25 protein-coding genes are annotated in these 26439 nt (G+C 70.4%); 13 read left to right on the plus strand and 12 right to left on the minus strand.

Going from position 1 to position 26439, the window contains the following annotated elements; genetic code table 11:
- Window positions 1-24 precede the first annotated feature (24 nt).
- Window positions 25-921: a S1C family serine protease gene (locus tag BM290_RS43075; protein ID WP_093621778.1), complete on the minus strand. Its 897-nt coding sequence runs from the start codon at window positions 919-921 to the stop codon at window positions 25-27.
- A gap of 416 nt (window positions 922-1337) precedes the next feature.
- Between BM290_RS43075 and BM290_RS43080 the strand changes: the two genes are divergently transcribed.
- From BM290_RS43080 to BM290_RS43100, 5 genes are all read left to right on the plus strand, one after another.
- Window positions 1338-1745: a DUF732 domain-containing protein gene (locus tag BM290_RS43080; protein ID WP_093621779.1), complete on the plus strand. Its 408-nt coding sequence runs from the start codon at window positions 1338-1340 to the stop codon at window positions 1743-1745.
- Between the two features lie 245 nt (window positions 1746-1990).
- A complete protein-coding gene (locus BM290_RS43085) occupies window positions 1991-2272 on the plus strand; it encodes a peptidoglycan-binding protein (RefSeq protein WP_093621809.1) in 282 nt (93 codons plus the stop codon).
- A gap of 96 nt (window positions 2273-2368) precedes the next feature.
- Window positions 2369-2776: a hypothetical protein gene (locus tag BM290_RS43090; RefSeq protein ID WP_143134152.1), complete on the plus strand. Its 408-nt coding sequence runs from the start codon at window positions 2369-2371 to the stop codon at window positions 2774-2776.
- An 83-nt stretch (window positions 2777-2859) separates the two neighbouring features.
- Window positions 2860-3189, plus strand: a complete 330-nt coding sequence (locus tag BM290_RS43095; protein ID WP_143134153.1) for a hypothetical protein — start codon at window positions 2860-2862, stop codon at window positions 3187-3189.
- A gap of 14 nt (window positions 3190-3203) precedes the next feature.
- The gene (locus BM290_RS43100) at window positions 3204-3908 is read left to right on the plus strand and encodes a TIGR03089 family protein (RefSeq protein WP_093621782.1); all 705 of its coding nucleotides are present in this window, start codon (window positions 3204-3206) and stop codon (window positions 3906-3908) included.
- A 544-nt stretch (window positions 3909-4452) separates the two neighbouring features.
- Here BM290_RS43100 and BM290_RS43105 read toward each other — a convergent pair.
- The 8 genes from BM290_RS43105 to paaN form a co-directional block, all read right to left on the minus strand.
- The gene (locus BM290_RS43105) at window positions 4453-5292 is read right to left on the minus strand and encodes a hypothetical protein (protein ID WP_143134154.1); all 840 of its coding nucleotides are present in this window, start codon (window positions 5290-5292) and stop codon (window positions 4453-4455) included.
- A 1-nt stretch (window position 5293) separates the two neighbouring features.
- A complete protein-coding gene (locus tag BM290_RS43110) occupies window positions 5294-5827 on the minus strand; it encodes a GNAT family N-acetyltransferase (protein ID WP_093621784.1) in 534 nt (177 codons plus the stop codon).
- Window positions 5828-5895: 68 nt separating this feature from the next.
- Window positions 5896-7011 carry a 2Fe-2S iron-sulfur cluster-binding protein gene (locus tag BM290_RS43115; protein ID WP_093621785.1) on the minus strand — a complete coding sequence of 372 codons (1116 nt, stop codon included), beginning with the start codon at window positions 7009-7011 and terminating at the stop codon, window positions 5896-5898.
- Window position 7012: 1 nt separating this feature from the next.
- Window positions 7013-7507 carry a 1,2-phenylacetyl-CoA epoxidase subunit PaaD gene (gene paaD / locus BM290_RS43120; RefSeq protein WP_093621786.1) on the minus strand — a complete coding sequence of 165 codons (495 nt, stop codon included), beginning with the start codon at window positions 7505-7507 and terminating at the stop codon, window positions 7013-7015.
- A complete protein-coding gene (gene paaC, locus BM290_RS43125; RefSeq protein WP_093621787.1) occupies window positions 7501-8391 on the minus strand; it encodes a 1,2-phenylacetyl-CoA epoxidase subunit PaaC in 891 nt (296 codons plus the stop codon). Before paaC ends, paaD begins: the two co-directional genes overlap by 7 nt.
- 9 nt (window positions 8392-8400) lie before the next feature.
- Complete coding sequence (gene paaB / locus BM290_RS43130; RefSeq protein ID WP_177320136.1) at window positions 8401-8688, minus strand: 1,2-phenylacetyl-CoA epoxidase subunit PaaB; 288 nt, start codon at window positions 8686-8688, stop codon at window positions 8401-8403.
- The gene (paaA, locus tag BM290_RS43135) at window positions 8685-9602 is read right to left on the minus strand and encodes a 1,2-phenylacetyl-CoA epoxidase subunit PaaA (RefSeq protein WP_093621789.1); all 918 of its coding nucleotides are present in this window, start codon (window positions 9600-9602) and stop codon (window positions 8685-8687) included. The genes paaB and paaA overlap by 4 nt, the downstream gene beginning before the upstream one ends.
- Window positions 9599-11266, minus strand: a complete 1668-nt coding sequence (paaN, locus tag BM290_RS43140) for a phenylacetic acid degradation protein PaaN (RefSeq protein WP_093621810.1) — start codon at window positions 11264-11266, stop codon at window positions 9599-9601. Before paaN ends, paaA begins: the two co-directional genes overlap by 4 nt.
- A 53-nt stretch (window positions 11267-11319) precedes the next feature.
- Here paaN and BM290_RS43145 point away from each other — a divergent pair, with 53 nt between their 5' ends.
- Together BM290_RS43145 and BM290_RS43150 are read left to right on the plus strand one after the other, a co-directional pair.
- Window positions 11320-11910, plus strand: a complete 591-nt coding sequence (locus BM290_RS43145; protein WP_093621790.1) for a TetR/AcrR family transcriptional regulator — start codon at window positions 11320-11322, stop codon at window positions 11908-11910.
- Between the two features lie 204 nt (window positions 11911-12114).
- A complete protein-coding gene (locus tag BM290_RS43150) occupies window positions 12115-14094 on the plus strand; it encodes a LysM peptidoglycan-binding domain-containing protein (protein WP_143134155.1) in 1980 nt (659 codons plus the stop codon).
- Between the two features lie 192 nt (window positions 14095-14286).
- Here BM290_RS43150 and iolD read toward each other — a convergent pair whose 3' ends face one another.
- A complete protein-coding gene (gene iolD / locus BM290_RS43155) occupies window positions 14287-16170 on the minus strand; it encodes a 3D-(3,5/4)-trihydroxycyclohexane-1,2-dione acylhydrolase (decyclizing) (RefSeq protein ID WP_093621792.1) in 1884 nt (627 codons plus the stop codon).
- On the minus strand, window positions 16167-17054 hold the full coding sequence (gene iolB, locus BM290_RS43160) for a 5-deoxy-glucuronate isomerase (RefSeq protein WP_093621793.1): 888 nt from the start codon (window positions 17052-17054) through the stop codon (window positions 16167-16169). Before iolB ends, iolD begins: the two co-directional genes overlap by 4 nt.
- Before the next feature lie 247 nt (window positions 17055-17301).
- Between iolB and BM290_RS43165 the strand changes: the two genes are divergently transcribed.
- From BM290_RS43165 to BM290_RS43190, 6 genes are all read left to right on the plus strand, one after another.
- Window positions 17302-18069, plus strand: coding sequence for a dioxygenase family protein (locus tag BM290_RS43165; protein WP_203779887.1), 768 nt, complete (start codon window positions 17302-17304; stop codon window positions 18067-18069).
- A 47-nt stretch (window positions 18070-18116) separates the two neighbouring features.
- The gene (locus tag BM290_RS43170; RefSeq protein WP_093621794.1) at window positions 18117-19124 is read left to right on the plus strand and encodes a TerC/Alx family metal homeostasis membrane protein; all 1008 of its coding nucleotides are present in this window, start codon (window positions 18117-18119) and stop codon (window positions 19122-19124) included.
- A 199-nt stretch (window positions 19125-19323) separates the two neighbouring features.
- On the plus strand, window positions 19324-19599 hold the full coding sequence (locus BM290_RS43175) for a response regulator transcription factor (protein WP_143134156.1): 276 nt from the start codon (window positions 19324-19326) through the stop codon (window positions 19597-19599).
- Window positions 19600-19900: 301 nt separating this feature from the next.
- Window positions 19901-22858 carry a protein kinase domain-containing protein gene (locus BM290_RS43180; protein WP_093621796.1) on the plus strand — a complete coding sequence of 986 codons (2958 nt, stop codon included), beginning with the start codon at window positions 19901-19903 and terminating at the stop codon, window positions 22856-22858.
- Between the two features lie 23 nt (window positions 22859-22881).
- Window positions 22882-23226, plus strand: coding sequence for a hypothetical protein (locus BM290_RS43185; RefSeq protein ID WP_143134157.1), 345 nt, complete (start codon window positions 22882-22884; stop codon window positions 23224-23226).
- Between the two features lie 145 nt (window positions 23227-23371).
- Complete coding sequence (locus tag BM290_RS43190; protein ID WP_143134158.1) at window positions 23372-23599, plus strand: hypothetical protein; 228 nt, start codon at window positions 23372-23374, stop codon at window positions 23597-23599.
- 300 nt (window positions 23600-23899) lie between these two features.
- Here BM290_RS43190 and BM290_RS50450 read toward each other — a convergent pair whose 3' ends face one another.
- The gene (locus BM290_RS50450; protein ID WP_239144104.1) at window positions 23900-26233 is read right to left on the minus strand and encodes an APC family permease; all 2334 of its coding nucleotides are present in this window, start codon (window positions 26231-26233) and stop codon (window positions 23900-23902) included.
- Between the last annotated feature and the right edge of the window lie 206 nt (window positions 26234-26439).

Consider the following 26439-nt stretch of genomic DNA (forward strand, 5'->3'; position numbering starts at 1 on the left):
ATCGCTCCAGGGGCGGCGGGCGGGTCAGAGCTGGGACCGGAGCCGGTTGACGACCGTGGTGGCGGTGCCGGCGGGGATGGCGAAGCCCAGGCCCACGCTGCCGCTGCTGTCGCCCGCGGTGGCGATGGCCACGTTGATGCCGACGACCCGGCCGGACGTGTCGACCAGCGCGCCGCCGGAGTTGCCCTGGTTGATGGCGGCGTCGGTCTGGAGCAGGCCGGTCAGTTTCTCGTCGCCGGTGTCCACGCTGCGGTTCAGGGCGGAGACGATACCCGAGGTCACGGTGCCTTCCAGGCCGAGCGGCGCGCCGAACGCCAGGACCGTGTCGCCGACCGCGATGCTGTCGTCGGTGGCGAACGTGACCGGGGTCAGGCCGGTCACGCCGGTGGCCTGCACCAGCGCCAGGTCGTGGGTGGTGTCGGCGGCGACCACCTTGGCCGGGACGGTCCGGCCGTCGGCGAGGCGCACGCTGACCGTGCCGTCCGCTTCGATGACGTGGTTGTTGGTGAGGATCAGGCCGTCCGCGGTGAGGACCACGCCGGAGCCGAGCGACGACGAGCGGGAGCCGTCGACGAGGACCGTCACGATGCCGGGCTGGACCTTCGCCACGATCGGCGCCAGGTCAGAGGTCTCGGTGATCGTCGTGGCGGCGGTCGCGGCCTGCGCGGGCGCGGAGTTCAGGTAGTCCTCGGTGAGGAAGGCTCCGGTGGCGCCACCGCCGGCGATCAGGGCGAGGACCGCGGCGCCGCCGGCGATCCGCCGCATCCACCGTGGATCGCGCGGGGCGTGCACGAGCGTCGGCGGGAAGTGGGTCGGGGGCAGATCGTAGGAGACCCGATGCCGCCCGTACGGGGCGCGTGTCTCGTGGCCGCCGTAGGCCTGGTCGTCGTTGCCGGTGGGGCGCGTCATCAGGTCCGTCATGTCATCGAGACTGCTCCCCGAGGTTGTTGCGCAGCGGTGAGCCGTCTGTGACTTCGCTGTGCCCGGCGGTCGCCCGTCCGGGTGGCTCCGGCGCGGCACCGCCGAACCCCCGGTCCGCCGTCTAGGGTCGGCCGGGTGTTTCTCCCCCAGTCGTTCCCGGATGATCCGGGACCCGTCACCAGCCCTGATCACACCGGATCCGACGCCCCGCCGCCGGCGGACAGCAGCGGCATCGCCCCGCCGTCCGTCGTGCACCCCGGGCGGCCGCGGATGTCGTCGGCGTCCGAGGGGGCTCGCGTCGTGGGCCGGGCCGGGCGGGCACGGCCCGTGGTGGAGCGGCGACCGTTCGGGCCGACGATCAGCGAACCGGCGGCAGCGCTGCGGCGGGGACGGCCGGCGGCTCTGCGGGAGACCCGATGACGAGGACGGCCGCCGCAAGGGCGCGCAGGGCCGGGGCCGTCGCGGCGATGGGGGCGGCCGTCGCGGTGGCGGCCGGATGCGCGAGTGCTCCGCCCGTACCCCGATGGAAAGATCCGGAGCCGTGGGGCGCCTCGCCTGCGGTGAGTGACGCGGTGGGTGCGCCGGCGGCGAGCGTGACGCCGTCGGACCAGCGGTTTGTCGCCGCGGTGCGCGGGAAGCTGCCCGAGGTGACGGTGGATCTGCGGAACGAGGAGATCACCGAGATCGGTGGGCAGGCGTGTGCGTCGCTCGCCGCCGGGCGTCCGCGGCGGGCGGTCGCGGCGGAGGTCGCCGAGTACGGCCTCGCGGCCGCCGACGCCCGCGCGCTGGTCGCCCTGGCCCGTCGCACTCTCTGCGGAAGCTGACCGCCGGCACGGACCAGCCGTGCGCTTCGACCGTTCAGGTTTTCCGGAATGTCCGGAAAGCCGACGGCGGAAGTGGGATTGATGCCCGCCACAGTGCCCTCGTCGAAAGTACCCGCGTTAACCGCGATGACGACTCCGGGATCGGCCGAAAGTCGCAGTGGTGCACAGGGTTTGGAGACGGTGGGCAGATGTTCGGCACAGGTCATGCCGAGATGCTGGGATCACCCACGATTCGGGAGGTCACGATGTCGGCACGAGGAATGCTCAGCCTGGTCGGTAACGCCGTCGGCGGCCTGATCGGCTGGTCGGAGCCGGTCCCGCCGGCGGACCCGGAGGTGCTGCGGGCGCTGTTCGCGGACCTCGGGGTGCGGGTCGGGCCGGACGACGCGGAGCTCGCCGAGGCGGTCCGCTACTTCCAGACGCGGACCGGGCTGCCGGCCGACGGCGACGCGGGGCCGCGCACGGTGCATCTGCTGGCGCGGTACGCGGCCGAGGCTCGCGAGATCAATCGCATCCAGGCCGCCTGAGATCCCTTCGGATGATTCTCCGTTTCCCAGGCGATTTGTCAGGGGTTGTCAGCGGTGGAGGCGTCGACCGGCGACGCCGGACAACCGGAGGACGCCATGGATCGCCGTGCCATCACCCGCAAGCGCTTCGCCACGCTGGTCGCCGCGTGCGCCGTCGCCACGCTGGCCCCGGCCGCGCCCGCGAGCGCCGCGCCGGCCGTCGCCACCTCGATCACGCTGGACCGGTCCGGCGGTTTCGCGGGACAGCACCAGACCTTCCTGGTGAACCGTTCGACGCCCGACGGCCGGCCGGTGCTGCGCCTGGCCGGCCGCGGTGACTTCCTGCGGCTGCGCGCGTCGTACCTGCCGAAGAACCCGTGCTGCGACCGCTTCGAATACCGGCTGACCGTCACCTATCGCGGCGGCTTCCGCAAGACGGTCTCCACGGTTCAGGGCACCAGCGGCGTCCCGGAGATCCTCTGGACGGTCATCGGCGACGTCGAGCGGGTCGGCGCCCAGCCCTGAGCACCGGCGACCGGTTCGGGACCTTGGTCCCGACCTGACCGGCGAAGCCTCAGCACCGGGGTACGAACGGCGATGGTCCGGCCATGACCGTTTCTGTTCAGCTAGCGGGTGCCGGTCGTGTGCTCGCCCGGGTCGTGCGTGAAGGATTCCAGGCGTACGACGCCGTGATCCACCTGTCCGGCGCGGGCCGACCGGACTGCCAAGGTCACGACATCACCGAGGCGTCACTGCGGCTCGACGGCTATCCGGCCGGTGTCCTGGCGCTGCATCACGAGCGGCCTCTCACCGCCGCCCAACGGCAGTTGCTGACGGACGTCGCCGTCCAGGTCGGCCGTCTGCTCAGCGGCGACCACCCGGCCGATGACCGCTTCTACACGCTGATGGCGCGGGCTTCCCGGGCCGCCTGCGCGTGAGACCGTGAGGCGCGATGACCGACCAGTTGATCACCTTCTACGACGACGCCACCGGTGAACGCACCGGCCTCACCGCCGCCGGCCTGGGTGACTGGGTGGCCGCCACGGCGGACCTGCTCACCACCGGGTGCGGGCTGCGGGCCGGCAGCCGGGCCGGGGTGCTGCTGCCACCGCACTGGCAGACGGCGGTGGTGCTGCTGGGGGCGTGGGCGGCCGGGATCGAGGTGTCGTTCCGGAGCTGGGGCGCGGCCGGGCTCACACCGGACACCGGGCCCGCGCTGGACGTGACCTTCGTCGAACGCCGGCGGGTCGGCAGCTGGCTCGACGACGTGCCGGCGGCGTCGCACCGGTTCGTCCTCGGGCTGGCGGCCGGCGGTGGGCCGACGTCGGACGTACCCCCTGGGTATCAGGATTTCGCGCCGGCGGCGCGGGCCCGCCTCGGCGCGCCGCCACCCTCGGACGGCGTCCGGGCGGGCGCGGCGGCCACCGTCGACGGCACGACCTTCGGGGAGTACGGGTCGACAGCGGCCGCCGTGGCCGCAGCCCGCGGAATCAGACCCGGAGACCGCATCCTGATCGACACGGCGGCGTGCGAGGAGCCCCTGACCTGGTTGATGGCGCCCCTGACGGCGGGCGCGTCGATCGTGCTGTGCGCCAACCTGGACCGATCCCGCCTCGACTCGCGCCTGGCCGCCGAAGGGGTCACCCGGTCGCTCTGACCCGCTCCGATCCTGACATCGGCGGTGCAGCGCCCGGACGTCTTCCGGGCCGACCATGGGCTGACGCCCGTGTCGCCCGCATCCAGCGTCGCCCACACACGCCGACGATCATGGCCACGTCACGATCATGGCTCGACGGTCGTACGGCCGTCGGAGCGTCACGTGGCCACCCGGAAGCTCCTTCGGCGACCGGCGTCCCGGTCCACCGGATTGCGACGCCGCTCTCTGCCGATGCCGCAACCCGTCGCCGGCCTCAGGCGCCACTCTCCGCCCGCGCCGCAACCCGCTGCGGTCTCAGGCGCCTCGCGACGGATTACGGTGCCGACTCTCCGCCGGTGCCGCAACCCGCTGCGGCCTCAGGCGCCTCACGACGGATTACGGCGCCGACTCTCCGCCCGTGCCGCAACCCGCCGCCGGCCTCAGGCACCTCACGACGGATTACGGCGCCGACTCTCCGCCCGTGCCGCAACCCGCCGCCGGTCCCAGACGCCTCACGACGGATTGCGGCGCCACTCTCCGCCCGCGCCGCAACCCGCCGCCGGTCTCAGGCGCCTCGCGGCGGGACGAAGTCGTCGCAGTCGACGCCTTCGGCCAGGCCGAGGCTGTCACCGTTGCAGAGGCGGATCGACGGAAGCGACCGGCTGCCCCAGAGGCGATTGACCGAGGTACGGAAGGTCGCGGTTCCCGGGCTGCACAAAGCCCCGACGGTGTGCCATTCGATGCCGTCGGCGGGCCCGTTGCGGGTCGACTGGAACACGCCGCATGGCGCCCGCCCGGTGACCTTGAGCGTGACGGTGATCTGCGAGGAGCCCTTCGCCGTGGTGTAGACACCGGAGGCGACGGCACCGGGAACGGCCACCCGGAACGGCAGGTTCGCCGCCCGCGCAAGCCGCCCCGCGTCTGCTGACGCAGGCGTCCCCGCAGCAGCGCCCTGACCGCCGGCATCCTTGCCGGCAACGCCCGATCCGGCCACTCTCCGACCAGCAACGTCTCGGCCACCAACGTCCCGGCCGGCCACACCCTGGCCACCAACGACGTCCCGGCCGGCCACACCTTTGCCGGCACCAGCCCGGCCGGCGATGCCCTTGGCGCCGGCGCCCTGATCGGCGGCGCTCTTGCTGACGGCGGTCGCCGTTCCCTGCCCGGCGAAGGCGTCGTTCTCCGGCGGCTCGCCGTCGGCCTGGGCGGAACGGGTCAGTTCCTGAACCGCGGCGGTCGCGGTCGCGGGAAGGATGAGCAGGGTCGAAGCGACGATGACGCCGCTCATGACGCGAAAGGTCAGGGACTTCTTCATCGCCTTCTCCCGGTGCCGGCTGTTTTTCCGGCACCATCGTGGCGACAGCCCGTACCTATAAATCAGCAAATCGCCGTCAGTTTCGGACATTTCACCCGAAGGAGGTCGCGTCCACCCACCGTCTCATGCAGACCCGCGGCCACCGGTCGAGCCCCAGCGCACCCTCATGCTCCCGAACCGCCCGAAGCTCCGGCATGATCACCGCATCGTCCATCACCTCGAACCCGCACCGCCCGTAGTACGGCGCGTTCCAGGCCACGTCGGCAAAGGTCGTGAGAGTGAGCGCGGGAGCACCGACCTCCACGGCATAATTCGCCGCCCGATCGAGCAGCAGCCGCCCGATCCCCCGCCGCGAGAACTGTGGATCGACCGAGACCTGCTCGATGTGGACGTTCCCGTCGACCATGTCCGCGATCAGATACCCCAGCAGAACCCCGTCCGCGGGCACACGCTCCTCAGCGACCCAGGCCCGGCCCGCGGTCACATAGCCGGACAGCACCTCGATCGAGAACGGCTCGTCGTCGGCGATCTCCGGCATACCGACCTCACGGAAGAGAACACCGGCGGCCCGCTCGATCTCCTGCAGCGCCGGCAGTTCGCCGAGGCGCGCTTCCCTGATCCGCATCCGCCCGATTCTGCTCCGCCCGCCCGCAGCCGTAACCCGATTTTCGGCTGCGCAGGACCCGCGCACCCTCACTGGTCGAAGTCGATCACCACCTTGGGCGAGGCGGGCAGGGACTGGCAGGTCAGGACGAACCCGGCGTCGACTTCGGCCTGCTCCAGGGCGAAGTTGCGCCGCATCGTCACCTCGCCGTCGGTGACGCGCGCCCGGCACGTCCCGCAGACCCCGCCCTTGCAGGCGAACGGCAGGTCCGGCCGCGACTTCTGGGCTCCGTCGAGCAGGGTCACACCGTCCGGCACCGGTACGGTCGTCCGCCGCCCGTCGAGCACCACGGTGACGTCACTGGTCGGCCCGTCCACGAGCGCTTCCGGCCGCACCGGCGGAGGTGGCGCCTCGTCCACCCAGAAGAGTTCCCGATGGACCCGCCCGGCCGGCACCCCGAGCTCGCCGAGCACCGTGGTCGCATCGGTGACCATCCCGAACGGCCCGCACAGCCACCAATGGTCGACCGCCGGCACGTCCACCAGCAGCGGCACCAGCTCCCGCAGTCGTTGCGCGTCGAGCCGCCCGCTGAACAGCTCGGACTCCCGCGCCTCCCGGGACAGCACGTGCACCAGCTCGAGCCGATCCGGATACCGGTCCTTCAGGTCGGCCAGCTCCTCCGCGAACATGACCGTGTCGGCCCGCCGATTGCCGTAGAAGAGGGTGACCTCGGCCCCGCCGAGCACCGCAACCCCGGCGGACGGGCGCCGCCCGGCGCGCCCCAGCCAACCCGCCGGCGGCGAGGCACCGGCACGGGATCGCTCCAGGAGGGACGCCGCGATGGACAGGACCGGAGTGATGCCCGACCCGGCGGCGATCAGCACATGCCGGCCACCGGCGGCGAGGTCGGGTGTGAACGTCCCCGTCGGCGGGGCGACGTCGACCAGGTCACCGGGCCGAAGATCGTGCACGATCCACCGGGAGATCACGCCGCCCGGCACCTCCCGCACACCGATCCGCGGCGCGGCCCCGGCCGGCGCGCAGATCGAGTAGGTACGCCGTTCGCCGTCGCGGCGCACGGTCAGCGACTGCCCCGGCCCGAACCGGAACGCCGACGACAACTCGGGCGGGACCTCGAACGTGACGGCGACCGCGTCCGCGCACAACCGGTCGATCCCGGCGACCCGCAGTGGATGAAAGGGCATCTCAGATCTCCCGCACGTGTTCGAACGGTTCCCGGCACGCGGGGCATCGGCGCAGCTCACGGCACGCGGTGGCCCCGAACGCGGCGAGCACCTCGGTGGACGGCTGCCCGCATCGGGGGCAGGCGACCGCGGTCCGCACGCCGAGGGTGAGCGGGATCGGCCCCGCCGCACGTGCGGGCGCGGCGCCGGGCGGGGCGATCCCGGCCTCGGCGAGTTTGCGCCGGCCGGTCTCGCTGATCCAGTCGGTGGTCCAGGCGGGCGCCAGCACGGTGCGCACTTCGGCCCGCCCGAACCCGGCCCGCCGCAACGCCACGTGGATGTCGCCGCGGATCGTCTCCATGGCCGGGCACCCCGAATAGGTCGGCGTGATGGTCACCACGACACCGTCGCCGTCCTGCTGGACATCCCGCACGATCCCCAGCTCGGCGAGCGTCAGCATGGGCAGCTCCGGGTCGACCACCGCCGCGACCACGTCGGCCGCCGTCGCCGTCACCAGGCACCCCCGGGAACCGACCGGGCCAGCCCCTGCATCTCGTCGAGGATCTCCCCCAGCTCCGGCCCGTGCACCCCGTCCCGCCCGCCCGCGGGAGCACCGGTGGAGGACGTGACAGCCGGAGCGGCGGCCGGGTCCAGGGTCGCGGTGGTCAGGACATACGCCCAGATGTCGTCGAAGGTGGCCCGCAACCCGGCCGGGTCCACGGCGACGCCCTCCGCGGCGAGCCGGGTCTCCACCGGATGTGGCTGGAACAGTTCGCCGAGCACTGGCGTCAGCGCGTCGACGGCCGCCGCCATCCGCTGCCGGGACACGCCGGTCCCGTCACCGAGGCGGACCACCCACTGGGCCGCGTAGTCCCGGTGATAGGTCACCTCCTTGACGCCCTTGGCCGCGATCGCCGCCAGCATCGGATCCCGGGAGCCGGTGAGCTGCTGCAACAGCTCGAGCCGCCACACCGAGAAGGCGCAGAGCCGGGCCACGAGATGCGCGAAGTCGTCGTCGCCGCGCTCGGCGAGCCGCACGTTACGGAACTCGGCCACCTCCCGGCGCATGGCCAGCGCGTCCTCGTCACGGCCGCGGCCCTCGGCGGCGCCGGCCCGGGTGAGCAGCAGGCGGGCCTGGCCGAGCAGGTCGAGGCCGATGTTGGCGAGGGCCAGCTCGTCCTCCAGCTCCGGCGCACGGGTGATCCACTGCTGCAGGCGGTGCGACAGGATGAGGGCGTCGTCGCCGAGCATCAGGCAGTACGCGGCGAGGTCTTCCCGGTCCACCCCGTCGGGCAGGTCGCCGGGCACGCCGGCCAGCGGATCGCTGAACCCGGTCCCGTACGCCCAGCGGGCATCGTCCTCATGATCGGTGAGCGCGTCGTACGCGTCGTCGAATGCCATGCCCGCCCCTCAGATGTGCGGTACGGAGTCGGGGATCGCGTAGTGCGTGGGATGCCGATACGCCTTGTCGCCGCTGGGCTCGAAGAACGACTCCTTGGCGGCCGGGTCGCTGGCCACGACGGCGTCGGACCGGACCACCCAGATGCTGACGCCCTCGTTGCGCCGCGTGTAGAGGTCGCGGGCGTGGTGCAGCGCCATCTCGTGGTCGGCGGCCCGCAGCGAACCGACGTGCACATGGTTGAGACCGCGCTTGGCTCGCACGAACACCTCGAACAGCGGCCACTCGTGACTGGTCATGACATCCCTTTCGCCGCGTGTGCCGCGGCCGCCTCGCGCACCCATGCGCCGTCGGTGTCGGCCTCCCGCCGGCGGCGGATGCGCTGCTCGTTCATCGGGCCGTCGCCGGAGATGACCCGTTTCAGCTCGGCCCAGTCGGGCTCCCCGAAGTCGTGGTGGCCTCGCGCGGCGTTCCACCGCAGCTGGGGATCGGGCAGCGTGACGCCGAGGGCGGCGGCCTGCGGCACCGACATGTCGACGAACCGTTGCCGCAGCTCGTCGTTGGTGTGGCGTTTGATCTTCCAGGCCATCGACTGCGCCGTGTTCGGCGACTCGGCGTCGGGCGGCCCGAACATCATCAGCGACGGCCACCACCAGCGGTCGACCGCGTCCTGCACCATGGCCCGCTGCTCATCGGTGCCGCGCATCATGGTCATCAGCAGCTCGTAGCCCTGCCGCTGATGGAACGACTCCTCCTTGCAGATCCGGATCATCGCCCGCGCGTAGGGACCGTAGGAGCTGCGGCAGAGCGGAACCTGGTTGCAGATGGCGGCGCCGTCGACGAGCCAGCCGATCACGCCGACGTCGGCGAACGACAGCGTCGGATAGTTGAAGATCGACGAGTACTTCTGCCGGCCCTCGATGAGCCGCCGCGTCAGGTCACCGCGGTCGGCGCCGAGGGTCTCGGCCGCCGAGTACAGATACAGCCCGTGGCCGGCCTCGTCCTGGACCTTGGCGAGCAGGATCGCCTTGCGGCGCAGGGTGGGCGCCCGGGTGATCCACTCCCCCTCCGGCTGCATGCCGATGATCTCGGAGTGCGCATGCTGCGCGATCTGCCGGATCATCGTCTTGCGGTAGCCCTCCGGCATCTCATCGGCCGGCTCGATCCGCTGATCCCGCGCGATCGCCTCGTCGAAGGTGGAGATGACCGTCATGACGACGACGCCACGTGACGACGGGACTGGAGGGTGAAGAAGCGCCCCGCCACGAACCAGTCGTCGGTCAGCGAGGCGGTGGCCGCCGGGTTGGCCCCGGTGCCGTGCAGGTCGCTGAATGCCGCCGTCTGGTTGACGAACACCCCGCCGGTCAGGTTTTCCGACAGGTGCACCCCGGCGTCCAGAGCGGCCGACCGCGCGGCCTCGACAACGGCCGGCGAGGTGGAGTGGACCAGCGCGCTGAGAGCGCCGTGCGCCCGCACGGTCTCGGTGAAGACGGCGAGGCTGTGCGCGGTGGAGTCGGTGGTGATCAGATACGACACCGGCCCGAAGCACTCCCGGGTGTAGGTCTTCTCGTCGGCCGCGTCGAGCCGCACCACCACGGGGGTCCGGATGGTCGCCCCGGGGAACTGCTCGTCGCTGACGGCGGCCGACGGGTGCAGGACACCGGGCCCCGAGGCGGCCTCCTCGAGCCGCCCGAGCACGTGATCGTTGACGATCGCCCCGAGCGTCCCGGCGGCGCGGCGCGGGTCGCCGAGCAGCTTGTCGAGCGCGGCGGACAGGTCGGCGCCGAACGCGTCGGGGTCACGGTGGCCGGCGTCGGTCTCGATGCCGTCGCGCGGGACCAGGATGTTCTGCGGGGTGGTGCACATCTGCCCGCTGTAGAGCGAGAGTGAGAAGGCCAGGTTGCGCAGCAGGCCCTGGTAGTCGTCGGTGGAGTCGACGACGACCGTGTTGAGCCCCGATTTCTCGGTGTAGACGACGGCCTGCCGGGCGTTGGCCTCCAGCCAGTCGCCGAACTCGCTGGACCCGGTGAAGTCGACGATCCGCACGTCGGGGTGGGTGGCGAGGGTGCCGGCGATGTGGTCGCCCGGCTCCTCGGCGGCCAGGGTCACGACGTCGGGGTTGAGCCCGGCCTCGGCGAGGACCTGGCGGCAGACCTGCACGGTGATGGCGAGCGGCAGGACCGCCCCGGGGTGGGGCTTGACGATGACCGGGTTGCCGGTGACGAGGCTGGCGAACAGGCCGGGAAAACCGTTCCACGTGGGGAAGGTGGTGCACCCGATGACGAGGCCGACGCCGCGGCCGACCACGGTCGCCGTCTTCTCCATGGCGAGGTCGCCCTTGGTCCACGAGGTCGTCGCGGGCAGCCGGGTGGTGGCCGACAGGGCGCAGGCGACGGCCTCGAGGCCGCGGTCGAGGGCGTGGGTGCCGCCGGCCTGGAACGCCATCACGAACGCCTGGCCGGTGGTGTGCTGCACGGCGTGGGCCAGCTCGAAGACGCGGGCGTGCAGGCGGGTGAGGATCTCGGCGGCGACCCCGGCCCGCCCGGCGGGCCCGGCGTCACGCCAGCCGGGGACGGCGGCGCGCGCGGCCGCGATCAGCGCGAGCGGGTCGGCCTTGGGATAGCTGACGCCCAGCTCGACATCATACGGCGAGCGCTCGGTGGCGACCGTGCCGACGGCGCCGGGCACGTCGACCGGGAACGGCTTGCCGAGCAGGGCGGTGAAGGCCCGGTCACCGGCGGGCGCCGCCTCCTCGCCGTAGATCTTCTTGCTCGGCGACTCGGGGAACGCCGACCAGTAGTCACGTGCGGCGGCCGCCGAGACCGCGCGGTCCAGCAACTCGCGATGGGTCTGGTAGAGCTCAGCGGGACTCGTCATGCCCTCCATTAACCGCCCGATCGGTCGGTAAATCAAGCCGCTAGATTCTGCCTGTGGAGAACAGCCGACGCCGGGGCCGCCCGGGCCATGATCAGAGCGCGGTGCTGACCGCCGCCGTCCGGCTCTTCAACACCCACGGGTATGACGCGACCAGCATGTTCGACATCGCCGAGTCGCTCGGGATCACCAAGTCGACGCTCTACCACCACGTCAGCGGCAAGGAGCAGCTGCTGACGATGGCCGTGGACCGGGCGCTCGGCGCGCTGGAGGAGGCCGCACGGGAGGCGCTCGACAGCCCCGACCCGGCGACCGTCCGCCTCCGGCGCCTGATCCGGCGCAGCGTCCTGGTGCTCGCCGAGCGTCTGGAGTTCGTCACCCTGCTGTTGCGGGTGCACGGCAACACAGCGGCCGAGCAGCAGGCCGTGGACCGCCGCCGCGCCTTCGACCGGATCGTCACCGATCTGGTGAAGCAGGCGCAGGCCGAGGGCGGGGTGCGCGCCGACGTGGACGCGGCGACCGCCGCCCGCCTGATCTTCGGCATGGTGAATTCGCTGATCGAATGGTACAAACCGGATCGCGGCGCCCCGGAATCGATTGCCGACACCGTTTCCGATCTCGCTTTCGACGGATTGCGCACGCACTGACCCCCGTGCGGGGGATCGCCTGACACAGGTTTCTGTTGGCACCATCTGCGAACAACAGCGACGCTCTCTGTCGGACAGTTGTCCTCGCCGTGTCCGGCCACTGCCTAGGGTGGCCGCTGAGAGACAGCCAGCGATGCGCTATTTCGCGGTCCAGCATGCACAGAATGCGCCGAAAACAGGCTAACGAAAGCATAGGTGATCACCATGCCTCGTCTCGGACACGGCCGATCGATCTCCGACGAAGACATCGACAAGGCGAAACGGGAGCTCGCCGAGTTCGCCGCCCGCTCCCCGCTGGCGTTCGCTCTGGCGCCGCCGGTGGCCACCCATCCGTTCGACCTGCTCTTCCCGGCGTTGCAGGAGGACGAGGCGAACCTGCTGCCACGGTTGCCGGACACCCCGGCCAAACTGAAGCGGCTCGGCCAGGCGATGACCGACGACGACAGCCGGGCGGACGACAGCCCGATCCCGGCCGCCTACACCTACCTGGGCCAGTTCATCGACCACGACATCACCCTCGAGGTCGACGACAAGAAGGCCGGCCTGGGCTCCGGCGACATGGCGGTGCTGCTCGACCCGGGGATGACCCCGCTGTCGCCGGACCAGATCCGCAAGGTGCTGCGCAACCAGCGGACCGCTCAGCTGGACCTGGACAGCCTCTACGGCCCGCCGGCCCCGCGCGACCCGGACGACGACGACCGGATGCTGATCGGCCACGTCCACCGGATCACGCTGCAGAACCCGCCGAACCCGAACCCGCCGCCGCTGGCCCGGCCGAAGGGCAAGGGCGACGACAACGACCTGCCCCGCGAGCCGCGCAACGCCGATCCGCGATTCGACCGGGCGGCCCTGATCGGCGACCCCCGCAACGACGAGAACACGATCATCTCGCAACTGCACGTGGCCTTCCTGAAAGCGCACAACAAACTGGTCGACCAGGGCCTGTCGTTCCGGGACGCGCGCCGGGTGCTGCGTCAGCACTATCAGCACATCGTGGTGCAGGACTTCCTCAAGAGGATCGCCGACAAGAGAATCGTCGACGACGTCGTGGTGCACGGGAACAAATGGTTCAACCCGCACGCCGAGCCGTTCTTCATGCCGATCGAGTTCGCCGTCGCGGCGTACCGTTTCGGGCATTCGATGGTCCGTAGCCTCTACAACTTCAATTCCAATTTCGGGGCCGACACCCGGCCGCCGGGCAGCCTGGACCTGCTGTTCGTGTTCACCGCCCTGAGCGGCCGGCTGGGTGAGGACATCGGCCTGGAGCCGGCCGACAGTCTGCCGGAGAACTGGATCATCGAGTGGCAGAACATCGTCGGCTCGGGTGACGGTGTGATGAAGACCCGCAAGATCGACACGAATCTGGCGGCGCTCAACGGCGGGGCGCTGTTCCGCCTGAAGACGACCACGGGCGAGCCGGAGGCGCCGGCCGACGCGGGCCGGCTGGCGGTGCGCAACCTGCTGCGCGGCTACCGGCTGCGGCTGCCCACCGGTCAGGCGGTCGCCGACCTGCTCGGCGTGCCGGTGCTCAGCAAGGACCAGATCCGGGCGGCGGCCGGCAACGACGCCCAGCGCGCCGCCCTGGACGAGAGCGAGTTCCTGACCCGTACGCCGCTCTGGTATTACGTGCTGGCCGAGGCGAAGGCCCTGCACGACGGCGCGCATCTGGGCCCGGTCGGCAGCACGATCGTCGCCGAGGTGCTGGTCGGCCTGGTGCGCCGCAGCGAGGACTCGATCCTCAAGCAGCCGGGCTGGAAACCGACTCTGCCGTCGGAGAAGCCGGGCACGTTCGAGCTGGCCGACCTGCTGCGCCTGGCCGGGGTGCTGCCCGGCGGCCAGGCGCCCCGCACGTACACGGTGCAGCGCGGGGACAGCCTCGCCAAGATCGCCCGCGAGCGGCTGGGCAACGAGGCCCGCTGGCCGGAGATCTTCGTGCTGAACCGGGCCACGATCCCGAACCCGAACCGGATCTTCCCCGGTCAGGTGCTGTTCCTGCCGCCGGCCCAGCCGACCGGCCCGGTGCCGAAGCTCTACACGGTCAAATCCGGCGACTCCCTGTCGAAGATCGCCCGCGAGCAGCTCGGCGCCGAGAACCGCTGGCGCGACATCTTCACCCTCAACCGCGACGTCGTCTCCGACCCGGACCGGATCTTCCCGGGCCAGATCCTGGTCCTGCCCCACTGACGGAGCTCGCCGAACACCGCCGGGCCGTCGATCGGCGCGCGGAGGCGCCCGGTGTTCCGCCGCCGCGGATGCCGTGCGATCCGGGCGCCGATCCGGCGGGAGGCTGCGATCACCGGCTTCGGAAAATCATTTCGATGGTACGGCCGTCGCCTCCCCCGGCATCGCAAGAGGCCTCCTCGCGCCCCGGCGGGATCACGTTCCCCCCGGTCGCAGATGGTGCCGCTGGTCCCGTTTCCCGGCCAGGTACTCGGCCCGCGCGTCCCGGGTGCTGTGCAGGGTGGCCACCTCGGCGACCGGCACCTCCCACCACGACTCGGACGGTGGCGCCGACGGGGCCGGGTCGGTCGCGATGTGCAGCACGGTCAGCCGTTCCGCCTCGCGGGCCTGTTTGATCCCCTCGACCAGGTCGGCGATGCCCCGGCAGCGGATCACCGACGCGCCCAGGCTCTCCGCGTTGGCGGCCAGGTCGACCGGCAGGCGCGGCCCGTCGTAGTCGCCGCTGCGCTGGTTGCGGTACCGGTACTCGGTGCCGAACCGCTGGGACCCGACCTGCTCGGAGAGCCCGCCGATCGACGCGTGCCCGTGGTTCTCCACGATGATCACGATGAGCTTGACGCCCTCGGCGACCGCGGTGACGATCTCCTGCGCCATCATCAGGTACGACCCGTCGCCGACCAGCGCGAACACCTCGCGCCCCGGTTCGGCGAGCTTGATCCCGAGCGCGCCGGCGATCTCGAAGCCCATGCAGGAGTATCCGTACTCGACGTGGTACTGCTTCGGGTCCCGGGCCCGCCACAGCCGCTGCAGGTCGCCGGGCAGACTCCCGGCCGCCTGCACGACCACGTCCCGCGCGCCGCACGCCTCGTTGACGACCCCGATCACCTCGGCCTGGGTGGGCAGCTCCCCCGGTGTGCCGCGGCCCCGGAGCGCGTGGTCGACCGCCGCCCGCCACGCCGCCACGTCGTCGTGGAAGTCACCGGTGAAGCGGCGGCCGTGCAGGGCGGGCAGCAGCGCGTTCAGCCCCGCGCGGGCGTCGCCGACCAGCGGCAGCGCGGACAGTTTCCCGGCGTCGAAACCGGTCACGTTGAGGTTGACGAACCGCACGTCCGGCCGTTGGAAGGCGGTCTGTGACGCGGTGGTGACGTCGCTGTAGCGGGTGCCGACGCCGATCACCACGTCGGCGTTGCGGGCCAGCCGGTTGGCCACCGGGTTGCCGGTCGCGCCGACCCCGCCGACCGCGTTCGGGTGGTCCCAGTCGAGCGCTCCCTTGCCGGCCTGGGTGTCGGCGACCGGGATGCCGGTCTCGCGGGCGAACCGGTCGAGGGCGGCCGACGCCTCGGAGTAGATCACTCCCCCGCCGGCGATGATCAGCGGCCGTTGCGCGCCACGGATCACGGCGGCCGCCCGCTCCACGGCCAGCGGATCCGGCGCCTGCCGGGGCACGTGCCAGACCCTCTTGACGAAAAGCTCGTCCGGGAAGTCGTACGCCTCCGTCTGAAGATCCTGGGGTAAGCAGAGGGTGACCGCCCCCGTCTCCACCGGATCGGTGAGCACGCGCATCGCGCCGAGCAGCGCGGACGGGAGTTGCTCGGGCCGCTGGACACGGTCGAAGAACCGCGACAGCGGGCGGAAGGCGTCGTTGACCGAGACGTCGCCGGCCCGGGGGTCCTCGAGCTCCTGCAGGACCGGGTTGCTCGCGCGCGAGGCGAAGACGTCCGACGGCAGCAGCAGCACGGGCAGCCGGCTCACCGTCGCCAGGGCCGCCCCGGTGAGCATGTTCGTCGAGCCGGGCCCGATCGAGGCGGTGCACGCCATCGTGGACAGGCGGTTGCGCATCCGGGTGTATCCGACGGCCGTGTGCACCATGGCCTGCTCGTTGCGGGCCACCCGGAACGGCATGTCGGGCGCGCCGGTGCGCTGCGCCTGCAGGAGCGCCTGACCGATTCCGGCCACGTTGCCGTGCCCCAGGATCCCGAGGAAGCCGGCCACCGCCCGCTGCTGGACACCATCGCGCTCGGTCCACTGAGCAGCCAGGAAACGCACCACCGCTTGCCCGACGGTGAGCCGCTGTTTCACGCTCGCCTCTTTTCGCGGATCGAGGTGAGGGGCAGCCGGGAGTCGATCCGCTCGGCGGCCCAGCGCCCGCGCACCCAGCCGTGGGCCGGGTCGTCACGGACCAGCCGGCGCCGCTCACCGGGGCCGGCCATCACGTTCAGGTGGTACAGGTCGTAGCCGGGCGCGGCCATCGACGGGCCGTGCCAGCCGTACGGGATCAGCACGACGTCGCCGCTGCGCACCTCGGCGCACACGTCGATGGGGCGGTCCGGGTGGCCGTACACCCGCTGGTATCCGCAGCCGTGACCACCCGCCGGGGAGGCAGCCACCTCGAAGTAGTAGATCTCCTCCAGGCAGCTCTCGCCGTCACCCTGCTCGTCGTGCTTGTGCGGCGGGTACGACGACCAGTTCCCGCCCGGGGTGAGCACCTCGCGGGCGATCAGCCGGTCGGTCTCGAACGCGTCGGGGGCGCAGAAGTCGTTCACCTGCCGGCTGGCCTGCCCGGCGCCGCGCAGGCGCACCGGGACGTCCTCGGCCGGGCCGTAGCGGAACGGCAGCGTCCGGTCCGCGCGCGCGGCCGGCAGCGCGAACCGGCCCCCGTTCGGGGCGCGCAGCGTGACCTGCGTCCGGCGTGGCAGGTAGGCGAAGTCGGTGACGCGGGAGAAGACCGACCGGCGGCCGGTCAGGGTGAGACGTTCGTCGTCGCAGGCCACGTCGCAGCCGCCGGACAGCGGCAGGACCAGCATCTCGTCGCAGCCGGTGGGGAACCGGACCCGGCCGCCGACCGGCAGGCGCACCACGCGCAGGCCGCTGAAGCGCCAGCCGGCGTTCTCCGGGGTGATGCTGACGTCGAACGGCCGGTCGGCCGAGCTGCCCCGCGGGACCAGCGGGTTGACCCTCGTCATGGGGTGGCCGCTGCCGCGAGGCGGCGATCGCTCCGGCAACGCTGACGGAGCGCATCGCCGCCTCGAGGGGTCATGCGCGGTCCCTTCGCCGTGGTGCCCAGCGGTGACGGACCGGCGACGCTGGGTTCGGGCCTGTTTCGATGTAATTACGTGGCCCCCGTCGCGTCAATACCGGGTTTAGTTGCACAGTCAACTAAGCCGGCGTACGCTTGCCTCGTAATTAGTTGAAGCTTCAACGGAGGTTGTCATGCGGATGCCCGCCCTCTTCCTCAGCCACGGCGCCCCACCCCTGGTCGACGACCCCACCTGGGTGGCACAGCTGCAGGAGCTCGCCGCCGGCCTCCCGCGACCGAAAGCGATCCTCGTCGCCTCGGCACACTGGGAGTCCGCGCCGCTGATGCTCGGCGCCACCTCGACGGTCCCGCTGGTCTACGACTTCGGCGGTTTCGCCCAGCGCTACTACGAGGTGCAGTATCGGGCGCCCGGCGCGCCCGCCCTGGCCGAGTCGGTGCGCAAGCTCATGCCCGACCACCGGACCGTCGCCCAGACCGACCGCGGGCTCGATCACGGCGCGTATGTGCCGTTGACCGTCATGTATCCCGACGCCGACATCCCCGTCCTGCAGATGTCGCTGCCCACCCTGGAGCCCGACGCGCTGCTCGACCTGGGCCGCCGGCTCGCCCCGCTGCGCGACGAGGGCGTGCTGATCATCGGTTCCGGGTTCACCACCCACGGCCTGCCGTTCCTGCGCGACTGGCGTCCCGACGCGGCGGCGCCCGGCTGGTCCCGCGAGTTCGACGCGTGGGCCGCCGAGGCCCTGTCCCGCGGCGCCGTCGACGAACTCGCCGACTTCCGCGAGCGCGCGCCCGGCATGCCCTACGCGCACCCGACGATCGAGCACTTCGCGCCGATGTTCCTCACTCTCGGTGCATCCGAGGACCCGGCGCAGGCGCCCGCGCAGCCCATCGACGGCTTCTGGATGGGCCTCGCGAAACGTTCCTTCCTCGCAGGTTGATGCGGTTTCTCAGCATGTTTGCAGAATCTTTGGAGATCCTGTGAAGCATGCTTGAGGTCTCCGCGCTCGGGTGGATCGTCACCATCGGTGTCATCGTCGCCCTGCTCGCCCTCGATTTGACTCTCGGGGTGCTCCGTCCACACGTCGTCGGCTTCCGCGAGGCCGCCGGCTGGTCGATCTTCTACATCGCCGTCGCCATCGTCTTCGGCATCGTCTTCGGGAGTGTCTACGGCTGGGGCTTCGGCACCGAGTACTTCGCCGGATACATCGTCGAGAAAAGCCTGTCGGTCGACAATCTCTTCGTCTTCGTCATCATCATGACCACGTTCGCGGTGCCGGAGAAATACCAGCAGGAGGTGCTGACCTTCGGCATCATCATCGCGCTGGTGCTCCGGGTCATCTTCATCGCGCTCGGCGCCGCCCTGCTCAGCGCGTTCTCGTTCATGTTCCTGGTCTTCGGCGCGATCCTGCTCTTCACCGCGGTGCAGCTGTTCCGGCACCGCGACGAGGATCCCGACGTCGGCGAGAACGCGCTGGTCAAGGCCGGCCGCCGGTTCCTGCCGGTGACCGACGACTACGTCGAGGGCAAGATGATCACCCGGGTCGACGGCAAGCGCATGGTCACGCCGCTGTTCCTGGTGCTCCTCGCCATCGGCGGCACCGACCTGCTCTTCGCCCTCGACTCGATCCCCGCGGTCTTCGGCGTGACCGAGTCGGCGTACATCGTCTTCGTCGCCAACGCCTTCGCCCTGCTCGGCCTGCGCGCCCTGTTCTTCCTGGTCAAGGGCCTGCTCGACCGGCTCGTCTACCTCTCCACGGGCCTGTCGCTGATTCTCGCCTTCATCGGCGTCAAACTGGTCCTGCACTGGGCGCACAAGGACATCAGCGCCTCCGTCCCCGAGGTCGCCACACCGGTGTCGCTCGGCGTCATCATCGGCATCCTGATCATCACCACGGTCGCCAGCCTGATCAAATCCAGCCGCGACCCGTCCCTCAAGGCCCACCCCGGCAGCCTCCGCGCCAAGTCCGGCGACCAGCAGCACGCCGACAACTGACCACCATGCGGGGGTCGCCGCAGGCGGCCCCCGCACTCTTCATTCTCTTCCCCGGTACGGCTACGCGCCCCGCTACCAGCAGGACACCGTCCGGCACTCAGGGTGATCACTCAGACAGCCCGCCGACCGCCCGTCACATCCTGCAACCGCAGCCAAGCGTTGGGCGAGTGTGCCAACCACAACCGTTACCGATGATCGGTTGCGCGCTGACGCAGGCAGCGGGAAAACGATCTTCATGAATGATGCATTCCGGACCGCACCGCGCCGGTCCCGCCCGTCGAGCGAACTCACCGATCGTGAAGTCCAGGTCCTCACCCTGGTATCGCACGGCAAAACCAACAAGCAGATCGGCGCCGTCCTCTACCTGAGCCCGGCGACCATTCACAGCCACCTGAAGAAGGTGTTCCGCAAACTGGACGCCAACGACCGCGCCCACGCGGTGGCGCAGGCGTTCCGCGCGGGGATGCTGCAATGACCGCCGGCCCGGTTCCCCCCGCCGGCACCCACACCCGTCCGGGCAGTTCCTCGGAGCCGTAGCTTCGCCGACCGTTCCCCACCCGACACCGACCGAGGCGGACCGCGGGCGCCCGAAGCGCCTGCGGTCACCCCGGCCCCGCCCCACCGGCGGCGGACCGGCCGCCGGCCGGCACGTTTCCGGAAAAGCGCCGGGAGAACGCGGACAAAACCATTGTGGGCCGGGAAGGGCCGGGGCGAGATCCGGCCGGGATCGGTGATGACGTCGTGACAATCCGCAATTGACAACGGACGATCGGTTCATGTCCGAGTATCGCTTCCCTGAGCATTCAGCCCTGGTCGCCGACCTGCGTAAGGTGCGCGAGCGAGGCATAACCCAGATCCGCGAGTTGGATCTACCGGCGTTGCGGCTGGCCGCAACGGTCATCGGCAGTGCCGTGCGCGGTGATGCCGCGCTGGCGGTGGAAGGCGTCCTTCGTCAGGCGGTCGAGGCCCGTGCCGGAACATTGGTCGGCAATACCGCCGCCATCCTTTTCGGTCTCGGCTCCGGGCTGCGCGGGAAGAGCCCGACCGAGTTGCGGTCCCAGGCCGCCCGGCTGCACGGTCTCAAGCCGGACTCGTTCCGGCGTGACCCCGAGCGACGGGTCCTGACCGATGTCGCGCACGCCGTACTGGAAGCCTGCGCGGCCCGGCGTCCGGTGTCGGGCACACCCCCCGTGGCGGTGATCACCACCACGTCGACCGGAACCACCGGCTCGGGCAATGCTCCACACAAAGTGCTGCAGCTACCGGTGGGCGCGACGGTGGGCAACAACGACGACTACACCATCCTGAACCGCACCGGCACGACGGATCCCGGGCTCGACGGCTTCGCCACCGCGGTCGGCGTAGGTGGTTCCGGAACCGTCTACCGCGCCAGCTTCCGGGGCATTCAGGAACGAGCGATCAAATTCCTGACCTACAACTACCGAGCGTCGGAGACAGGGCGCCGAAGCAAGGACTTCGAGAAAACTTTCGCCCGGGAGAAGGGCTTCCTGTCCAACCTGACGCATGGCAACATCGCCCGTTTCTATGACTACGGGGACGCTGACGTGGACGGGCTTGGCGACAGCTGGAAATTTCTCGTCACCGAATACGTCGACGGCGAGGATCTGCTGACCACGCTCAAAAGCCCGGACACATCCGCCGAGCAGGCGTTCGGTCTGCTCAGTGAAGTACTGGACGCCATGGGCTACATGCATTCGCTGGAGGTCTACCACGGCGACATCAAGTACGAGAACATCCGCTGCCGAAGGTCGCGGGCCGGCTACGAGGCAGTGCTGCTGGACCTGGGCGCCGCGCATTGGCTGGCCAACCGTGGCGACGACGAACCGGCCGGACTCCTACCGGTGAACGAGGACAAGACCCGCTTCATCACCACCGAACGCATCACCCACAAGGTCCACCGGGAATTCAAGGACCGGCTGGTCAGCAAGGAGACACTCCGGGGCATCTTCCCGGCGCACGACATCCACGCCTTCGGCGTGCTGCTCGGCGAACTTCTCGACGAAGAGCTGGTACGGCCCAAACTCGGCCAGGTCTTCGGCGCTCACGGGCTACGGGCGTTGAACCTGCTGGTGGAACGGATCAAGGGCACGCCGGAAACCGGGGCGTACGAGTCGGTGCAGGACGTGAACCGCGACTGGCTCAAGCTGCGCAGCGGCTACCTCGCGCCGGCCGGTGTGCCGGAGCTGAGCCTGGCGGCCGAGTTCAAGTACTCAGCGATCACCTCCGCGGGACGAGCCAACATCACGCCTCGGCTCGGCAAGGTGATCAACCATCGACTGTTCCAGCGGCTGCGGCGCGTACCGCAGTTGGAGATGACTCTGCTCTCCCTCACCGGCGCCACGCACACCCGCCTCGGGCACTCGATGAGCGTCCTGCGCAACGCCCGGTACTACGTCGCGCACCTGCTCAACGATCCGGTCTTCCGGCTGATCACCGAACAGCACGATCTGGAAGCGGTGCTGCTGCTGGCGTTGCTGCACGACGTCGGCCACTTCCAGCTCAGCCACATGTTCGAGGACTACGCCAGTGACCAGCGCAGACACCGGAACAAGGCGTTGTGGACATCGCTGGCCTACGAGATCCCGACCGATGACGACCTCTTCTGGGCGGTTGTCGACCCGTCGGAGGAGTCCACGCTCAGGGGCGGCTACAACCGGGTCATCGAGACCGCATGGCGGGCCAGCGAGACATACTGCGGAGTCAAGGCCGGGCCTTCGCTCGCCGAGATCGTCGCCTCGGACTTCGGCCTGCCGACGCTGAACGCGATGAAGAGCATCCACCGGGCCGTCTACGAACGCCCGGACGGTGACGTCGCGCCGGCCCACCTCGTCCTCGGCGCGGTGCTCTCCTCCGAGATCGACGTGGACAAGGTCTCCTACTTGCGGGAGGACTCCGACCGGACGGGCGTGCGGTTCGGTGACGGTGTGGATCTGGACGGCATTCTGGCAGCGCTGCGTTCGCCGTCCCTCAAAGCACTCGACAACCGGCCGACGCTCGGCCTGACGCGTAAGGGCGTCGCCGCAGCCCAATCGGTGGCCATGAATCGCAACCTGATGGTCGGAAAGGTCTACTGGCAGCACACCAACCGGGCCGCCACCGCGATGGTCAAGTACGTCATCGCGCGCCTGCTGGACCGCGGCGAGATGGAGTTCCCGCAGTACCTCCACGACACGTTCTTCGCCGAGTACGAAGTGGCCCTCAAGTATCTCTACGACCGTTTCAACACCGTCCGTGCGGACGACCAGCGCAACCCGATCGGCAACCTCCTCGAGGGTGGACGGGAGATCTACAAAACCGTGTTCGCCACCGACCGGCTCGACCGCGAGGAGGGCGCCGACATCGCCAATCAACTCACCGGCAAAGGCTATGAGGAGATCATCGCTGAGGAGGACCGGCTGACCGACCTGTTGCGGAGCGAACTCGGGCTCACCGAACTCCGGCGCGGGGACGTCCTGCTGGACGTACCGCTCAAGGACCGCTCGCGTCCGAGCGGCGAGCGTGGCGGCAGGGTCCTGGTCTACCAGAGCATCGGCGACGACGACGGCAAGCCGCTGACGACCTACGCGCCGCTGATGGAAGGCCTCAATCGACAGCACGAGCAGGAGAACAAAGTGTGCCGCGTCTTCGTGGCTCCATGGGTGATCGACGACGAGGTGGTCGCCGAGCGCGCAAGGAATGTCATCCGCAGACACATGCTCGGCATGCGGTCATAGCCATGCGAATTATGGAGGTTCCCATGTCCGGAGTTCATTCGCTGGTAGAGGCGGTCAAGACCGGCCGCGTGCTCATCAGGAGCGTCGACGGGAGTGAGGTTGAACTCTGGGACCCTCATGAGCTGCAATGGGGCGAGCACGTCGCCATGGTGCGCCTGGCCTTGACCGCCTCATTCCCGACTCGTGTGCCGGTGCCCAAGGCGCCGCAGGCCCGGATCTACTACGACGACCAGCTGGCTCTCGGCAGGCCGTTCCAAATAGTGATAACCCAGCACGGATGCATCACCGCGCGGCTGAAGTTCGCGGCGGTGGCCACCTGGGAGGTCCGGCCCACCCTTTTTCCTGCTCCGGAGAGCCCGACGCGGTAAGTAGCAGGGCGCATTCTGCGGAGGCACATCCCCTTTTCCTGCTCCGGAAAGCCCGAAGCGGTAAGTAGCAGGGCCGCATCCTGCGAAGGCACATCCGACCTGTCGAAGCGGTGCGGGTTTGTCCGTGGACAGCAGGCAGCCGACGGTGGGAGCCGCCGACCGCGGAGTCGACGCTGACCGTCGGTCCACGCTGTTCGCCAAGTCGAGGAACACGATCGGCGCGCGGCTGCGGCACTTCGTCGCCGGCCCGGCAGGAGCGATCGCCGCTCCGGACCTGCCGACGATCTCCGGACACGCCGGGAATGATGGGCCGGGCGGTTCGCAGAACCTGATCGGCAGGGACGGCTCGAACGACATCGGAGTCGATGGCTGAACACCGGACACCCGCACCCGTTGCGGATCGGCGCACCGCGCATGAACGCGGATCGGCGCACCGCGCATGAACGCGGATCGGTCGGCGCCAACCAGCTCGGCTGAACGGCGGCGGCGCGCTGGCCGCCGCCGTTCAGCTCCGTGAGGACCACATCCGGGGAAAAGCCCGCTGGGACCGCAGCTTCGGCGGTGATCGTTCGGCTGTTCCCGTGACGAGTCGGGCTGCGGAGCCGCGGCCGAGATCCGTTGCCCATCGCCGCGATGGTCGGTATCGGTCTCGCTGCTGGACCCGCGCTCCGGGTCAGCGTTCGTCGGGGCTCTCCGACTCGGCGGAAATCGCGGAGTCGGAGGCCTGTGGACGGCGCGGACGCGGGGCCGGGCGCCGGGCGGTGCGAGGGCGCGGAGCCGTGCCGTCGGCGGCCGGCGGGACAGGTTCGGAGGTGTCGGCGGCGCCCTTCGCTGACGGGGCTCGGCCGGCGGAGGTGGCCCTGCGGCGCGGGCTCGGCGGAGTGGCGGGGGCGCGTTTGCCAGGTGCGGATGCTCCCGTCGTACTCCCGTTGTCGTTGACCGCATCGGACAGGTCCGGCCGGCCGATGGTTGTCTCATTCGCCGTCGTCGTGTCGCCGTCGACCGCGGTAGCGGAGCCGGCGGGCGTGTTCGCCTCCGCTGTGCGCCGTTCGGCGGTGCTCGACGCGGGAACGCCCTCGTCATCGGCCGTCGCCGTGACGGCGGATTCCGTCATGGCAGCCGTGGCGCTGTTCGTCTTGTCGCCGGTTTCGGCGGACGCAGGCCCGGTGGTGTCGTCGGCATCCGCGCCGGACTCGCCGGCTCCGGCCGACAGCGCGGACGCCCGCCCGGTCGTGTCACCGACATCCGCGCCCGACTCGCCGGCTCCGGCCGACAGCGCGGACACCCGCCCGGTCGTGTCACCGACATCCGCGCCGGGCTCGCCGGGTCCGGCCGTCAGCGTTGATTCACCGGCACCCGGAAGGGGCTCGCCGATCTTCACGGGGTCGGCGCTGGGGGCACTCGCTGCGGGGACGGATCGGCTGCCGGTCGTGGTGGGCGCGGGCTCGTCGGTGATCACCGGGGGCGCGGACTCGCCCGGGGCCAGGGGTGGGTGGCCCGTGCCGATGACGGCGTAGACGTCGGGGCGTTCGCGGCGGAGTTTGCGGCCCCAGATGATGCCGGCGATCAGCGCGGCCAGGAACGACAGGATCGGCGACCAGATCTTGGCGATGTTGTCGGTGTCCAGCAGCACGCTGAAGAAGGCGATCGTGAGCAGCAGGACCAGGGAGAGGAAGACCACCGAGATCCACGGCGCGATCGCTCGGCGCCAGCGGGTCTCGCCGTGCTCGCCGCGGCGGAAGAAGCGGACCACGGCGACGGCCGCGATGGTCATCAGGACCAGGACGCCGAGGCCGCCGGAGACGGTGCCGAAGAAGAAGAGGTCAGTCGTCGGGTCCCACGTGGCGATGGCGAAGACGATCAGCACGACGAACGCCAGCGCGGACTGGGCGATCGAGGCGGCGACCGGCACGCCGTCGCGGGTGCGGGCCAGCCCGGCCGGCAGGACGCCCTCACGGGCCACGGTCAGCGCGTAGCGGGCGACGGTGTGGTGGAAGGCGAGCATTGCGGCGAACAGGCTGGTCGCGAAGAATACCCGGCCGAGGTCGACGAGAACGGCCGGAAGGTACGGGTCGGGCAGGAAGAAGAACAGGTCGTCGAGGTGCTGCCCGGCGATGGCGACGATGTTGTCCGGGCCGGCGACGACCGACATCGCCCATGCGGTGCCGCCGTAGAGGAACGCCGCGACCAGCAGTGTGAAGCCGATGGCACGGGCGATCGTGCGGCGTGGGTCGCGGGCCTCGGCGGCGTAGACCAGGGGCGCTTCGAATCCGACCATGCCGGCGATCGCGGCGACCAGGAGCGAGACACCGCCCGCCGTGGCGATCAGGCCGGGATTGAGAGTGTCGAAAGTGATCGTGCCGCCGTACGGATTTCCGAGCATGGCGGCGTCGAAGATCAGAACAATGAGCACCTCGGCGCAGACCAGGACCGTGAGGATACGGGCGTTGAGATCGATGTCGAGACGGCCGAGAAACGCGATCACCGCCCAGCCGATCAATGCGCAGATGATCCACGAGATGTCGATGCCGAAGATCGACAATGCGTTGTGGGCGGCGACCCCGAATGCGCCGTAGAGACCGATCTGCATCGCGTTGTAGGCGACCAGCGCCACGAAGGCGGTGCCGACACCGACCGGACGGGAGATGCCGATCGATGCGTACGCATAGAAGGCGCCGCTGTTGGGAACATGCCTGGCCATCGCGGCGAGCCCGACCGCGAACACTCCGAGAACGGCGGCGACCAGCATGTACGCCACCGGAATGCCCTTCTCCTGCACCTCGCCGTAGCCGAGCGGCAACGCCCCGGCGACCACGGTGAGCGGAGTCATCGCGGAGACCGCGATCACGAAGATCGGCCAGGTGCCGAGCTTCCTTTCCGGTTGGGACATGGCGCCTCCCGTGTCGAATCGACTGAGAATCGATGACCGGCCTCCATCATGGCCCTCACGACGGGTTAACGATATAGAAAAATGTCGATCATGAATGGTTCGGGTGAATTGGATCATCACTGCGACGCTCGTTCCGGTTGCCGGGCAGTATCCGATGCCCCCGCACGGGTGCCGGGCGGCCCGTCGTTTCCGGCGGGCCGGGTGGGGTAGGTTCCCGGCATGCCACTCCAGGGCCATTGCGTTCTCGCAGGCGGAGGCTCTGAGCTGGGATGGTGTCGAGTGATCGGCCTATATGGAGGCGGATGGAGCGGGTGAAGTCCTCA

The sequence above is a fragment of the Actinoplanes philippinensis genome, from assembly GCF_900113015.1.
GTDB lineage: Bacteria > Actinomycetota > Actinomycetes > Mycobacteriales > Micromonosporaceae > Actinoplanes > Actinoplanes philippinensis.